The sequence below is a fragment of the Mesorhizobium sp. 113-3-9 genome (assembly GCF_016756515.1).
In the GTDB taxonomy this organism is placed as follows: Bacteria; Pseudomonadota; Alphaproteobacteria; order Rhizobiales; family Rhizobiaceae; genus Mesorhizobium.
Window position 1 is genome coordinate 5,690,111 of sequence record NZ_AP023246.1, and the last position, 13,624, is coordinate 5,703,734.

10 protein-coding genes are annotated in these 13,624 nt (G+C 63.2%); 3 read left to right on the forward strand and 7 right to left on the reverse strand.

Going from position 1 to position 13,624, the window contains the following annotated elements; translation table 11 throughout:
* Positions 1–3 precede the first annotated feature (3 nt).
* The 7 genes from glgA to MesoLj_RS27955 all read right to left on the reverse strand — a co-directional run bounded on the left by glgA (position 4) and on the right by MesoLj_RS27955 (position 10,737).
* On the reverse strand, positions 4–1,449 hold the full coding sequence (gene glgA / locus MesoLj_RS27925; RefSeq protein ID WP_140768744.1) for a glycogen synthase GlgA: 1,446 nt from the start codon (positions 1,447–1,449) through the stop codon (positions 4–6).
* Between the two features lie 69 nt (positions 1,450–1,518).
* Positions 1,519–2,784, reverse strand: coding sequence for a glucose-1-phosphate adenylyltransferase (glgC, locus tag MesoLj_RS27930; RefSeq protein ID WP_140768746.1), 1,266 nt, complete (start codon positions 2,782–2,784; stop codon positions 1,519–1,521).
* A gap of 48 nt (positions 2,785–2,832) precedes the next feature.
* Positions 2,833–5,046, reverse strand: coding sequence for a 1,4-alpha-glucan branching protein GlgB (gene glgB / locus MesoLj_RS27935; protein ID WP_140768748.1), 2,214 nt, complete (start codon positions 5,044–5,046; stop codon positions 2,833–2,835).
* A gap of 106 nt (positions 5,047–5,152) precedes the next feature.
* A complete protein-coding gene (locus tag MesoLj_RS27940) occupies positions 5,153–7,621 on the reverse strand; it encodes a glycogen/starch/alpha-glucan phosphorylase (RefSeq protein ID WP_202323284.1) in 2,469 nt (822 codons plus the stop codon).
* A 131-nt stretch (positions 7,622–7,752) separates the two neighbouring features.
* Entirely contained in the window at positions 7,753–8,562 is an 810-nt protein-coding gene (locus tag MesoLj_RS27945; protein ID WP_244493895.1) for an ATP-binding cassette domain-containing protein, read from the reverse strand.
* On the reverse strand, positions 8,538–9,599 hold the full coding sequence (locus MesoLj_RS27950; RefSeq protein WP_140768752.1) for an ABC transporter permease: 1,062 nt from the start codon (positions 9,597–9,599) through the stop codon (positions 8,538–8,540). Before MesoLj_RS27950 ends, MesoLj_RS27945 begins: the two co-directional genes overlap by 25 nt.
* Before the next feature lie 160 nt (positions 9,600–9,759).
* Positions 9,760–10,737 carry a sugar ABC transporter substrate-binding protein gene (locus MesoLj_RS27955; RefSeq protein WP_394811859.1) on the reverse strand — a complete coding sequence of 326 codons (978 nt, stop codon included), beginning with the start codon at positions 10,735–10,737 and terminating at the stop codon, positions 9,760–9,762.
* Between the two features lie 268 nt (positions 10,738–11,005).
* On the opposite strand from MesoLj_RS27955, the gene MesoLj_RS27960 reads away from it, so the two are divergent.
* From MesoLj_RS27960 to MesoLj_RS27970, 3 genes are read left to right on the forward strand one after another with little or no spacing between them, the layout of a single operon-like run.
* Entirely contained in the window at positions 11,006–12,232 is a 1,227-nt protein-coding gene (locus MesoLj_RS27960) for an ROK family transcriptional regulator (RefSeq protein WP_140768754.1), read from the forward strand.
* Complete coding sequence (locus MesoLj_RS27965) at positions 12,233–12,679, forward strand: RbsD/FucU family protein (RefSeq protein ID WP_140768756.1); 447 nt, start codon at positions 12,233–12,235, stop codon at positions 12,677–12,679.
* Entirely contained in the window at positions 12,676–13,599 is a 924-nt protein-coding gene (locus tag MesoLj_RS27970) for a carbohydrate kinase family protein (protein WP_202323285.1), read from the forward strand. Before MesoLj_RS27965 ends, MesoLj_RS27970 begins: the two co-directional genes overlap by 4 nt.
* Positions 13,600–13,624: the final 25 nt, after the last annotated feature.

A 13,624-nucleotide genomic window follows, 5' to 3' on the forward strand; every position in this document is an offset into this window, starting at 1 on the left:
GCTTCAGGCGACCCTTTTCGAAAGCAGCAGGCGATAGAGTTCAACGTATTTTTCGGCGCTTCGATCCCACGACACATCGGTCTTCATGCCCTGACGCTGGATGGTTTCGAAGACCGCGGGGTTGGCGTAGGCTTCGGCCAGGCGGCTTATGGCGTGCAGCATCGCGCCGCCATTGTTGGGTGCGAACTGGAACCCTGTCGCCACGCCGGCCGCCATCGCCGCTTCGTTGGCGTCGATGATGGTGTCGGCGAGGCCGCCGGTGCGGGCAACCACCGGTACACAGCCGTAGCGCAGGCCGTAGAGCTGCGTCAGACCGCAGGGTTCGAAGCGTGATGGGATGACGATGGCGTCGCAGCCGCCCTGCATGGTGTGCGACAGCCCCTCATCATAGCCGACGACCACGCCGATGCGGCCACGGTGGCGTGCGGCGGCGGCAAGCAATGCGCCTTCCAGGCCGGCGTCGCCCGAGCCCAGTATGGCCAAGCGTACACCGGTCGCGACGACACCGTCGATCACCGTCGCCAATATGTCCATGCCCTTCTGCCAGGTCAGCCGGCTGATGACGCAGACGATGGGGCTATCGTCCCGGTCGAGGCCGAAGCGATCCTCCACGGCGGCCCTGTTCGGTGCCCGCGCCTTGAGCGTGGCGGCCGTATAGTTCGATACCAGATGCTTGTCTGTCTCCGGATCCCAGATGGCTGTGTCGATGCCATTGACGATGCCGTAGAGATCGCTGGAGCGCATGTTGATCAGTCCGTCGAGACCCATGCCAAACTCCGGCGAGCGGATCTCCTGCGCATAGGTCGGGCTGACGGTGGTGATCGCCCAGGCGGCCTGCAGGCCGGCCTTGAGGAAGCCGACGCCGCCATAATATTCGACGCCGTCAAGCGCCATCGCCGCCGCGGGCAGACCGAGCTCGCCGAAGATGCCGGCGCCGAACTGGCCCTGGAAGGCGAGATTATGCACGGTCATCATCGAAGGCGTGCCGACCGCCTTGCCGTAGCGCATATAGGCCAGCGTCATCGCAGACTGCCAGTCATGGGCATGGACGATGTCTGGCAGGTAGCCCGAGATGGCGCCGCCGGCGATATCGGCACCGGCCTGGCTCAGCGCCGCGAAGCGCCGCCAATTGTCCGGCCAATCCGCTCCCGAAGCATTGCCATAGGGACCACCGGGCCGGTCGAACAGATGCGGCGCGTCGAGCACGAAAAGATCGAGCCCGGCAAGCTCGACAGAGTGGATGGAGGCCTTGCCGCCTTGCAGCAACGGATACTGGTAGACGGCCTTCCTTTTCTTGAAGCCTTCCATCACCACGGGAAAGCCTGGAATGAGCGTGCGCATGGCCACGCCCTTGGCTGCCAGCGCGACGGGCAGCGCACCGGTCACATCGGCCAGTCCGCCGGTCTTGATCAGCGGGAAGATCTCGGGCGTGACCGACAGAACCTGCATGCGTCTATCCGATCCTGTTCTGAGCAATTCCCGTGGGAAAACCGTTCTCACACTTTTCCTGGAATTGCTCTAGAGCCCGAGTTTGTTGATCATGTCCTGTGTGACCAGGCAGATGCCCTTTTCCGAAACGCGGAAGCGCTTGGCGTCGAGCACGGGATCCTCGCCGATCACCAACCCTTCCGGTATCCTTACACCGTGGTCAATGACGACGCGTTTCAACTTTGCGTTCCGTCCGACATGAACGTCGGGCAGCATGACGACCTCTTCCAGCGTCGAATAGGAATTGATGCGCGCGCCGGTAAAGATCAGGCTTTTCTTCAGCGTCGCGCCGGAGACGATGCAATCGCCCGAGACCAGGGAGGAAACGGCCGAGCCGCGCCGGCCGTCCTCGTCATGGACGAATTTTGCCGGCGGCTTCAACTCGGCATAGGTCCAGATCGGCCAGTCGCGGTCGTAGAGGTCGAGCTCCGGCGTCACATCGGTCAAGTCGATATTGGCTTCCCAATAGGCGTCGACGGTTCCGACATCGCGCCAGTAGGCTTCGTTCTCCGCCGTCGAGCGTACGCAGGACTTGGTGAAGCGGTGCGCGATCGCCTTACCATGCTGGACGATATAGGGGATGATGTCCTTGCCGAAATCGCGGCTGGAGCCGGGCTCGGCGGCGTCGCGGCGCAGTTGCTCCATCAGGAACTTGGTCTTGAAGACGTAGATGCCCATCGAGGCCAGGGCGAATTCCGGGTTGCCCGGAATGCCTGGCGGATCGGCCGGCTTTTCGACGAAGGCGATGATGTTGTCCTTGGCATCGACATGCATGACGCCGAAGCCTGTCGCTTCCATGCGCGGCACTTCGAGGCAGCCGACCGTGACGTCGGCATTGGCGTCGACATGCTGGCGCAGCATCATCTCGTAGTCCATCTTGTAAATATGGTCGCCGGCGAGGATGACCATGTATTCCGGGCCATAGGCCTCGATGATGTCGATGTTCTGGTAGACGGCGTCCGCCGTGCCCTCATACCACTGCGTTTCCGACACACGCTGGCTGGCGGGAAGGATGTCGAAGCTTTCGTTTCGTTCCGGCCTCAGGAAGTTCCAGCCGCGCTGCAGGTGGCGGATCAGCGAATGCGCCTTGTACTGGGTGGCGACCCCAAGGCGGCGAATGCCCGAGTTGAGCGCATTGGAGAGCGCGAAGTCGATGATGCGCGTCTTGCCGCCGAAATAGACCGCCGGCTTGGCGCGACGGTCGGTCAGTTCCTTGAGGCGGCTGCCACGGCCGCCGGCCAGTACGTAGGCCATGGCATCGCGCGCCAGCGGCTGGGTCCGTTTCAAGTCTGCCATTTCTACCCTCCCAAGTTACTCAAGTCTCGCCATTTCGCCGCGACGGGCTCAGTCGACAACGAGTTCGAGCATGATCGTCGACAGCGGCGGCAGAAGCATCGTTGCCGAGATGCTCTTGCCTTCCGCCCTTGCCTCGACCATGCCGCCATTGCCCATGCCGGAGCCGCCATATTCGGATGCGTCGGTGTTGATGATCTCGCGCCACTTGCCGGCCTTCGGCAACGGCACGCGATAATTGTCGCGCGGCACTGGCGTGAAGTTGGAGATGACGGCCACCGGGCTGCCGCCAGGCGCGTTGCGCACCCAGGCGAAAACCGAATTCTGGCTGTCGTCGACGATCAGCCAGGAAAATCCCTCTGGTTCGCAGTCGCGGCCATGCAGCGCCGGGCGCGACCTGTAGAGATAGTTGAGATCGCGCACCGTCTGCCAGACGCCGCGATGCGGGCGGAAATCGAGCAGGTTCCAGTCGAGAGCGCGTGCCTCGCTCCATTCGCGGCGCTGCGCGAACTCCTGTCCCATGAACAACAGCTTCTTGCCGGGATAGCCCCACATGAAGCCGTAATAGGCACGCAAGGTCGCGAATTTCTGCCAGTCGTCGCCGGCCATCTTGCCCAGCAGCGTGCCTTTGCCGTGCACGACCTCGTCATGCGAGAGCGGCAACACGAAATTCTCCGAGAAGGCGTAGGTCAGGCCGAAGGTCAGGTCGTTGTGGTGGTGCTTGCGGAAGATCGGCTCCTTGGAAAAATACTCCAGCGTGTCGTGCATGAAGCCCATGTTCCACTTGAAGCCGAAACCCAGCCCGCCCTCATGCACCGGCGCGGAGACCTTCGGCCATGAGGTGGATTCCTCGGCGATGGTCATGACGCCCGGATGATGGCCGTAGACCTCCTTGTTCATCTTCTGCAGGAAAGAGACCGCTTCGAGGTTCTCGCGGCCGCCCTTCTCGTTGGGAATCCATTCGCCGGCCTTGCGCGAATAGTCGAGGTAGAGCATCGAGGCGACCGCATCGACGCGCAAACCGTCGACATGGTATTTCTCGGCCCAGAACAGCGCGTTGTTGACCAGGAAAGACACCACCTCGCGGCGACCGAAATTGTAGATCGCGGTGTTCCAGTCGGGATGAAAACCCTTGCGCGGGTCGGCATGTTCGTAGAGCGCGGTGCCGTCGAAATGGGCCAGGCCATGCGCGTCGACCGGAAAATGCGCCGGCACCCAGTCGAGGATGACGCCAACGCCGGCGCGGTGCGCCCCATCGACGAAACGGGCAAAACCGTCCGGGTCGCCGAAGCGGGCCGACGGCGCATAGAGGCCGGTCGTCTGATAACCCCAGGACGGGTCATAGGGATGTTCGGAGATCGGCATGAACTCGATGTGGGTGAAACCGGTCTCGACCACGTAGGGGATCAGCCGATCGGCCATTTCGTCCCATGACAGGAACGTGCCGTCGTCGCCAAGCTGCCAGGACCCGGCGTGGACTTCGTAGATCGAAATGGCTTCGCGCCGATGATCGGCATTGCGCCAGAAATTGCGGTGGGCCTCGTCGCCCCACTCATGCCCCGGCGGCACCGCAACGACCGAAGCCGTGGCCGGACGCAGTTCGGATTTGAACGCGAACGGGTCGGCCTTCAGCGGCAGTCTGACGCCATCGGGGCCGATGATCTCGTATTTGTAGGGTCGGCCGGCACCGATGTCGGGCACGAACAATTCCCAGATGCCGGTATCGCGGCGATCACGCATCGTGTGACGACGGCCATCCCAGTCGTTGAAATCGCCGACCACCGAGACGCGCCGCGCATTGGGAGCCCAGACGGCGAAATGCACGCCGGTGGCACCCTCGTGCTCGATGACATGCGCGCCAAGCTTGTCGAACAGCCTGAGGTGCGAACCCTCGGCGATATAGTAGTCGTCCATCGGCCCGAGCACCGGGCCGAACGAATAGGGATCGGTCAGCCACCAGTCGCCGCCGGCATTGCGCGCGTGGTAGCGCAGCGGTTGCCGCTTCCTGATCGACAGCTTGCCTTCGAAGAAGCCGGCATCATCACGCCTGGACAACTCACCGGCCTCGATGCCCGTCAGCGTATAGGCTGCGACGGTTTCGGCATGCGGAACGAAGCAGCGGGCAAACAAGCTCTTGCCGATCTCGTGGACGCCAAGGACTGCAAACGGATCCCCGTGCGTGCCGGCGACAATCGCCGCAACATCGCTGGCTGGCGCCAGTCCGTCCGGCCCGCTTGTCGCAGCGGTCGCGCGCGGCTTCCTCATCAGGCAGTGTCCCTCCCAGGGCACCAGGTGTTTGTTTCTGGTGATGTGAGTTGACATTCAACCCGCATCACCGGGACCACTTTGTTCGTGGCCTCATGCAATCACATCAGACAGGCACGTTCCAGATTTCTTTCGCGTATTGGCGGATCGTGCGATCGGAGGAAAACCAGCCGACGCGCGCGACATTGCGGATCGCCCGGGCATACCAATCCGGGCTGTTGCGCCAGACGGCGTCGACCTCGCGCTGGGCGGCGGTGTAGGCATCGAAATCGGCGGCGACCATGAACCAGTCGCTGTCGTAGAGGCCGTTGATGAGATCGCGGTAGCGGTCCGGGTCGTCCGGCGAGAAGACACCCGAGGATACGGCCGCGACCGCCTGCGCCAGTTCGGAGGACCCCTCGATCACGGCGCGCGGGTTGTAGCCATTGTTGCGCCGCTCGGCGACCTCGGCCGTTGTCAGGCCGAAGATGAAGATGTTGTCGTCGCCGACGCATTCCTTGATCTCGACATTGGCCCCGTCGAGCGTGCCGATGGTCAACGCGCCGTTGAGCGCGAACTTCATGTTGCCGGTGCCCGACGCCTCCATGCCGGCGGTCGATATCTGCTCGGACAGGTCGGCGGCCGGCATCATGATTTCGGCCAGGCTGACATTGTAATTCGGCACGAACACCACCTTCAGCAAACCGCGAACGGCCGGGTCGCGGTTGATGACCCTGGCGACGTCATTGGCGAGTTTGATGATCAGCTTGGCGTTGTGGTAGCTGGGCGCCGCCTTGCCTCCGAAAAACTTCACGCGGGGCATCCAGTCACGCTCGGGATGCGAGCGGATCTGGTCGTAAAGCGCAATCGCCTCGAGGATGTTGAGAAGCTGGCGCTTGTATTCGTGGATGCGCTTGACCTGGATGTCGAACAGCGCCGACGGATCGACCTTGATGCCGAGCCGGTCGGCGACGAGATTGGCCAGCCGCACCTTGTTCTGTCGCTTGACGCCCGCGAACTTCTCCCGGAACGCGCTGTCATCGGCAAAGCCGTCGAGCCCCTTGATGCCCTCGATGTCGTCCAGAAACCGGTCGCCGATCGCCTCGCGGGCGAGCGAGGTCAGTCCCGGGTTGCACTGGATCAGCCAGCGCCGCGGCGTGATGCCGTTGGTCTTGTTGTTGATGCGGTCGGGATAGAGCTTGTGCAGGTCGGCGAACACCGTTTCCTTCATCAGCTCGGTGTGCAGCGCCGAGACGCCATTGATGGAGTGCGAGCCGACAAAGGCCAGATTGCCCATGCGAACGCGGCGGTCGCCGTTTTCCTGGATCAGCGAGATGCGGCTGATCTGCTCGCCCGAGAACTGGTTGGTGGCGCGGGCCTCCAGAAGCACCTGCGCGTTGATGGCGTAGACGATCTGCATATGGCGCGGCAAAAGCCGTTCGAACAGCGGCACCGGCCAGCTTTCCAGCGCCTCGGGAAGGAGCGTGTGGTTGGTGTAGCCGAAGGTGCGCTTGGTGATATCCCAGGCGAGGTCGAAGTCCATGCCGTGGACATCCATCAGGAGCCGCATCAGCTCCGGCACCGCGATCGCCGGATGGGTGTCGTTCAAGTGGATCGCGGCCTTGTCGGGCAGCGATTTCAGGTCGCCATACTGGCTCAGATGCCGCTGCGCGATGTCCTGCAGCGAGGCGGTGGAGAAGAAATATTCCTGCCGCAGCCTGAGCTCCTGCCCGGCGACATGGGAATCGGCGGGATAGAGCACGCGCGACAACGCGTCGGCCTTGTTGCTCTCTGCCAGCGCGCCGATGTGGTCGCCCGCATTGAACTTGTCGAGCAGGATCGGATCGACCGGCATGCCCGACCACAGCCGCAGCGTGTTGACGCGGTTTGCCCGCCAGCCGACGACGGGCGTGTCGTAGGCAACGGCCAGGACATGCTCGGTCGGCTTCCAGACATGGCGCTCGAGCCGGCCATCCTTTGACGTGATGGACTCCACCGAGCCGCCGAAGCCGACTTCGAAGGAGCGTTCGCGCCGTTCGAATTCCCATGGGTTGCCGTGATCGAGCCAGGTTTCGGGCAGTTCGACCTGCCAGCCGTCATGGATTTCCTGGCGGAACATGCCGTTGGCGTAGCGGATGCCGTAGCCATGCGCGGGAATGTCGACGGTGGCCATGCTTTCCATGAAGCAGGCGGCGAGCCGGCCAAGGCCGCCATTGCCGAGCGCCGCATCGGGCTCGAGCGCCGCGATGAGATCGAGGTCGACGCCGAGAGACGACAGCGCCTCGCGCATATTGTCCATCAGGCCGAGATTGGAGAAGGCGTCGCGCATCAGGCGGCCGATGAGGAATTCCAGCGACAGATAATAGACGCGCTTTTCCTGCTGGTCGTAGGCCTCTTTGGTCGCCTGCATCCAGTGATCGACGATGCGATCGCGCACGACCTTGATCGAGGCGGTCAGCCAATCATATTGCGTCGCGACGGTGGTGTCCTTGCCGACCCTGTATTTGAGGGCCATCAAGACTTCCCTTGCGAGCGTCTTCGGATCTGGATTTTCGAGCAGTGGCGGAAGGGTTTCGGATGTCATCGCGCGCGTCATGCTACCTCTCGTGCGGTTGCAACGATCATACCGGCTTTCACCATTCATCCCAGCCCATGTTACCGCATCGCAACATATATTCAATCGATTTAGATGAAGGTCCGCCAGCTTACCCTGCGGCAATTTGGCGGTCAGGCGGCCAGCGCGGCCTCCGGAGGCGCCTTCGCGCCGGTCATGAAGGCGACCGCATCGGACATCGTATACTGCTTGGGATCGATGACGGCGAGACGACGACCGAGGCGGTGGATGTGGACACGGTCGGCCACCTCGAAGACATGCGGCATGTTGTGCGAGATCAGCACGATGGGCAGGCCGCGCTTCTTGACGTCGAGGATCAGTTCGAGCACGCGGCGGCTCTCCTTGACGCCAAGGGCGGCCGTCGGTTCGTCCATGATCACAACGCGGCTGCCGAAGGCAGCGGCGCGCGCCACCGCGACACCCTGGCGCTGGCCGCCCGAGAGCGTCTCCACCGCCTGACCGATGTTCTGGATGGTCATCAGGCCGAGTTCTGTCAGCTTGTCGCGGGCGCGCTTTTCCATCGCCGGACGGTCGAGCATGCGCAGCCATTGGCCGAGAAAGCCGGGTTTGCGGATCTCGCGGCCGAGGAACATGTTGTCGGCGATCGACAGTGCCGGCGACAGGGCCAGGTTCTGGTAGACGGTTTCGATGCCGGCTTCGCGGGCTTCCATTGGCGACTTGAAGGCAACGGTTTTGCCTTCGAGCCGTATTTCGCCTTCGTCTGGCACGACGGCGCCTGAAATCGCCTTGATGAGCGATGACTTGCCGGCACCGTTGTCGCCGATGACGGCGAGAATTTCGCCGGGGTAGAGGTCGAAGTCGGCATTGTCGAGGGCGGTGACGCGGCCATAGCGCTTGACCAAGCCACGCGCGGTGAGAATGGGTTCCTGGGTCATGACTATGCCGAAACCTTTCTGATCCATTGGTCGACCGCCACGGCGCCGATGATCAACACACCGGTGAGCAGCACTTTCCATTGCGGATCGGCGCCCAGCATGTTGAGTCCCATTGAGACGACGCCGACGATCATGGCGCCGAACAGCGTGCCCAGGATCGAGCCGCGCCCGCCGAAGAGGGAGATACCGCCGATCACCGTCGCGGTGATCGCCTGCAGATTGTAGTCGGTGACTGCCGCCGACGGCGAGATCGAACCATTACGGCCGATGGAGACCCAGGCGGCGAAAGCGGCGATCAGCCCGGCAAGGGTGTAGACCGTCACCAGCACCTTCTTGGTCTGGATGCCCGACAGCTTGGCCGCCTCCTGGTCGTCGCCGACGGCGTAGACATGGCGGCCCCAAGCGGTGTGGTTGAGCACGTACCAGAGCAGCAGCACCAGCGCGACCATGGCGATGACGCCGAGCGTCAGCACCGCGGTTCCGACCTTGAAGCTCAGGGCGAACAGATGCAGCAGCGGCGCCTGGGTGTCGACGTCGGTGTCACGGATGGTCTCGTTGGCCGAATAGATGAAGTTCGTGGCCATGACGATGTTCCAGGTGCCCAACGTCACGATGAAAGGCGGCAGCTTCATGTAGGCGACCAGCAACCCGTTGAGCAGTCCGCAGGCAGCACCGGCGGCAAGCCCGATCGCCACCGCGAGCACGCTCGGCAGGCCGTAGCTGACGGCGCAATTGCCCATGATCACGGCTGAAATCACCATGATGACGCCGATCGACAGGTCGATGCCGGCGGTCAGGATGACCAGCGTCTGCGCAGCGCCCAGAATGCCGACGATGGCAATCTGCTGCAGGATCAGCGTCAACGTGTAGGACGAGAAGAAGCGCCCGCCAATGGTGATGCCGAAGATCATGATCGACAGGACCAGCACGATCAGCGGCACCGCTGCCGGTGTCGAATGCAGGAAATGCTGGATGCGCCTGACTGCCGATTTGTGCTCGTCGAACGCAGCAACGCTGGTGTCGCTGCTCGAGAGAACTTTCTCGAATTCCTGAGCTTGAGACATGTTTCCTCCCCGTAGGGTGTCAGCCACGCGCCGACGCCCGTCCACGCCTTTCCGGTCTATCGCCGGGATTGTTCGCGGTCACGCGAGCCATCGTCCACCCGAAGCGGCCGGGGATCAAGCCCCGACCGCTCGAGTTCGGTAATTGCCGGTCAGACCAGCATCAGCCCCAGCACTTGGCGAGGCCTTCCTTGGTGTCGATGGACTTCACGCCCTTGGCCGGCTTGTCGGTCACCAGATTGACGCCGGTGTCGAAGAAATTCTTGCCTTCGGTCGGCTTCGGCTTGGTTCCATCCTTGGCGAAGGCGGCGATCGCCTCGATGCCGAGCGCTGCCATCTGCAGCGGGTATTGCTGCGACGTCGCGCCGATGACACCCTCTGTCACCGACTTCACGCCGGGGCAGCCGCCGTCGACGGAGACGATCAGCACCTGCTTTTCAAGGCCGACGGCCTTGAGCGCCTGGTAGGCGCCGACAGCGGCCGGCTCGTTGATGGTGTGGATGACGTTGATGGTGTTGTCCTTCTGCAGAAGGTTCTCCATCGCCTTGCGGCCGCCCTCCTCGTTGCCGTTGGTGACGTCGTGGCCGACGATGCGCGGATCGGTCTCATCGCCGATCTTGTTGGGATCCTTCACGTCGATGCCGTAGCCCATCATGAAGCCCTGGTCGCGCAGCACGTCCACCGTCGGCTGCGACGGCGTCAGGTCGAGGAAGCCGATCTTGGCGTCCTTGGCCTTGTCGCCGAGCGTCGCGGCGGCCCAGGCGCCGATCAGCTTGCCGGCTTCCAGATTGTCGGTCGCGAAGGTCGCGTCGGCCGCGTCGATCGGGTCGAGCGGTGTGTCGAGCGCGATCACCAGCAGGCCGGCGTCGCGGGCCTTCTTGACGGTCGGTACGATGCCCTTGGTGTCGGAGGCGGTGATCAGGATACCCTTGGCGCCGTCGGCGATGCAGCTTTCGATCGCGGCCACCTGGCTCTCACTGTCGCCGTCGATCTTGCCGGCATAGGTCTTGAGGTCGACGCCGAGTTCCTTGGCCTTGGCCGTGGCACCCTCCTTCATCTTGACGAAGAAGGGGTTGGTATCGGTCTTGGTGATCAGGCAAGCGCCGACACCGGCCGCGGATGCGGACGAGGCAAACGCCATCAGACCCAGGGCAGCCGCGGCAAACACGGTCGATTTCAACAGTTTTGTATTGGTCACGATCTTCCTCCCAGTGGAACCATTCCGGATGCCGGCCAACCGGCATCTACGGCGCATCCAACGAATTTCTCCCAGCGTGGACGCCTCTTCAACAGACACCAGACCGAGGGCCCTGTCAATAATTAAATCACTCTTATTTATTATTGACAGCCTTGCGTCCTTCACTCATTCTGGCCCAAAAGCATTGAGGGGAAACGACGGGAGGAACAGGGTGGAAACCGCCACTGCGAGGCACGGTTCGCCCGAAGCGAATGAGAGCCTGATTCACCGCGGCACCAACCAGAGCGGCATGCGCGACCACAACGAGCGGCTGGTGCTCTCGCTGGTGCGTCAGCATGGCAGCCTGGCGAAATCCGATATCGCGCGCATGACCGGACTGTCGGCGCAGACGGTTTCGGTCATCATGCGCGAGCTGGAGGAAGAAGGCCTGCTCGTGCGCCAGGCACCGCTGCGCGGCAAGATCGGCCAGCCCTCGATACCGATGGCGCTCAATCCGGAGGGCGCCTTCTTCATCGGCCTCAAGATCGGCCGCCGCAGCGCGGAACTGGTGCTGATCGATTTTCTCGGGAATGTGCGCTCTATGCTGCAGCACTCCTATCGCTATCCGGCACCGCGCGAGACGGTGGAATTCGTCACCGATGGCATGAAAAAGATGCGCGGCGAACTGACGCCGGCGCAGGACAAGCGCATTGCCGGGCTCGGCATCGCCATGCCGTTCGAATTGTGGAACTGGGCCGACACCGCCGGCGCGCCGCGCGACGTCATGGACGAATGGCGCCACCGCGACATCAGGGGCGATATCCAGGCGCAATGCGATTTTCCGGTCTATCTGCAAAACGACGCTACGTCGGCCTGCGGCGCGGAGCTCGTCTTCGGCCAGGCGGGCGGCGCGCGTGATTTCGTTTATTTCTACATCGGCGCCTTCGCCGGCGGCGGCATCGTACTCAACGGCCGGCTGTTCGGCGGCCCGACCGGCAATGCCGGCGCGCTTGGCTCCATGCCGGTGCCCGGACCGGACGGCAAGCCGACCCAGCTGATCGACGTGGCGTCGATCGCCATGCTGGAAAAAGCGCTCAATGCCCGCGGCGTCGAGGCTTCGCATCTGTGGACGTCACCCGAGGACTGGGGCGAGATCGGCTCCGAACTCGACGACTGGATCGCCAGCGCCTCACGGGCGCTTGCCTATGCCATCGTCGCGGCGTCCTCGGTCATCGATTTCGAGGCGGCGGTGGTCGACGGCTGGATGCCGCGGGCGGTGCGCCGTCGGCTGGTCAATGCCATTATCGCGGCCATCGCGACAATCGACGGCGAAGGCTTGAAACTGCCCGCCGTTCGCGAGGGAACCGTCGGCATCCATGCCCGGGCGCTCGGCGGCGCTAGCCTGCCGCTGTCCGAACGCTTCCTGATCGGTTCGACGACGATTTCCAGGAGCGCCTGAATGCTGATCGGAATCCCGGCGCTGCTCGGTCCGGACCTTCTGGCGACATTGCGCGCCATGGGTCATGGCGACGAGATCGCCCTGGTCGACGGAAATTATCCGGCAGAGGAGCAGGCAAGGCGCCTCATCCGGGCCGACGGTCATCCGCTCATTCCGGTGCTCGACGCGATCCTGAGTATCCTGCCGGTGGATGACGCGGTGCCGGAAGCGTTGTTCCGCGCATCCGTGAAAGGCGACCCGTCGCGCGCCGATCCGGTCCATCACGAGATAGAGGCGATCTGCGCCAAACGCGCGCCCGGCCGCAAGGTGGTTGCGCTGGCCGGCGCCGACTTCTATGCACGGGTCAAATCGGCGCATGCCATCGTCGCGACAAGCGAGCCGCGGCTTTACGCCAACATCATCATCCGCAAGGGCGTGATCTATCCGCCGGAGACGAGGAAACCATGATCCTTTGCTGCGGCGAAGCCCTGATCGACATGTTGCCGCGCACCACGACACAGGGTGAGCCTGCCTTTGCTCCCTATGTCGGTGGCGCGGTGTTCAACACGGCTATCGCGCTTGGACGGCTCGGCGCGCCGGCCGGCTTCTTTTCGGGCCTGTCGTCGGATCTTTTCGGCGGCCAGTTCAGGGACGCGCTGGGGGCGAGCAAGGTCAGTTCCACCTACGCCCATACCTCGCCCAGGCCGACGACGCTGGCCTTCGTGAAGCTCACCAACGGCCAGGCGACCTATACCTTCTACGACGAGAACACCGCCGGACGCCTGCTTACCATCGATGACCTGCCGGTGCTTGGAAACGAGATCGAGGCCATGCTGTTCGGCGCCATCAGCCTGATCTCGGAGCCTGCCGGCAGTGCCTATGAAGAGTTCATGCGGCGCGAGCACGCGAGCCGTGTCATGATGCTCGATCCCAACATCCGGCCGAACTTCATCCCGGACAAGGCCAAGCACCTCACGCGCATCCGGGAGATGATGGCGATGGCCGATATCGTGAAACTGTCGGACGAAGACCTCAACTGGTTCGGCGAAGCCGGTTCGCACGAGGACGTCGTGCGAAACTGGCTTGAGCGCGGCCCGAAACTGATCGTCGTTACGCATGGCAGCGAAGGTGCTGTCGGTTACACCAAGGACCACGCCGTCACCGTGATGCCGGAAAAGGTCGAGGTGGTCGACACGGTCGGTGCGGGCGATACATTCAATGCCGGCATCCTTGCCTCCCTGCATGAACAGGGCCTGCTGACGAAGGCGGCCATCGGCGACCTCACGCAAGACGCGATCCGCAAGGCACTGGCGCTTGGTGCCAAGGCAGCGGCGGTGACCGTATCACGCGCCGGCGCCAATCCACCGTGGCGGCACGAAATTGCCTGAGCAACGTTCAACATAAGTTGAGCCA

Coding starts and splice junctions, on each gene's coding strand:
- MesoLj_RS27970 (WP_202323285.1), top strand. CDS start 12,676: ATGATCCTTTGCTGCGGCGAAGCCCTGATCGACATGTTGCCGCGCACC.
- MesoLj_RS27940 (WP_202323284.1), bottom strand. CDS start 7,621: ATGACGCGCGCGATGACATCCGAAACCCTTCCGCCACTGCTCGAAAAT.
- MesoLj_RS27945 (WP_244493895.1), bottom strand. CDS start 8,562: ATGGATCAGAAAGGTTTCGGCATAGTCATGACCCAGGAACCCATTCTC.
- glgB (WP_140768748.1), bottom strand. CDS start 5,046: ATGAGGAAGCCGCGCGCGACCGCTGCGACAAGCGGGCCGGACGGACTG.
- MesoLj_RS27950 (WP_140768752.1), bottom strand. CDS start 9,599: ATGTCTCAAGCTCAGGAATTCGAGAAAGTTCTCTCGAGCAGCGACACC.
- MesoLj_RS27965 (WP_140768756.1), top strand. CDS start 12,233: ATGCTGATCGGAATCCCGGCGCTGCTCGGTCCGGACCTTCTGGCGACA.
- glgC (WP_140768746.1), bottom strand. CDS start 2,784: ATGGCAGACTTGAAACGGACCCAGCCGCTGGCGCGCGATGCCATGGCC.
- MesoLj_RS27955 (WP_394811859.1), bottom strand. CDS start 10,737: ATGGCGTTTGCCTCGTCCGCATCCGCGGCCGGTGTCGGCGCTTGCCTG.
- glgA (WP_140768744.1), bottom strand. CDS start 1,449: ATGCAGGTTCTGTCGGTCACGCCCGAGATCTTCCCGCTGATCAAGACC.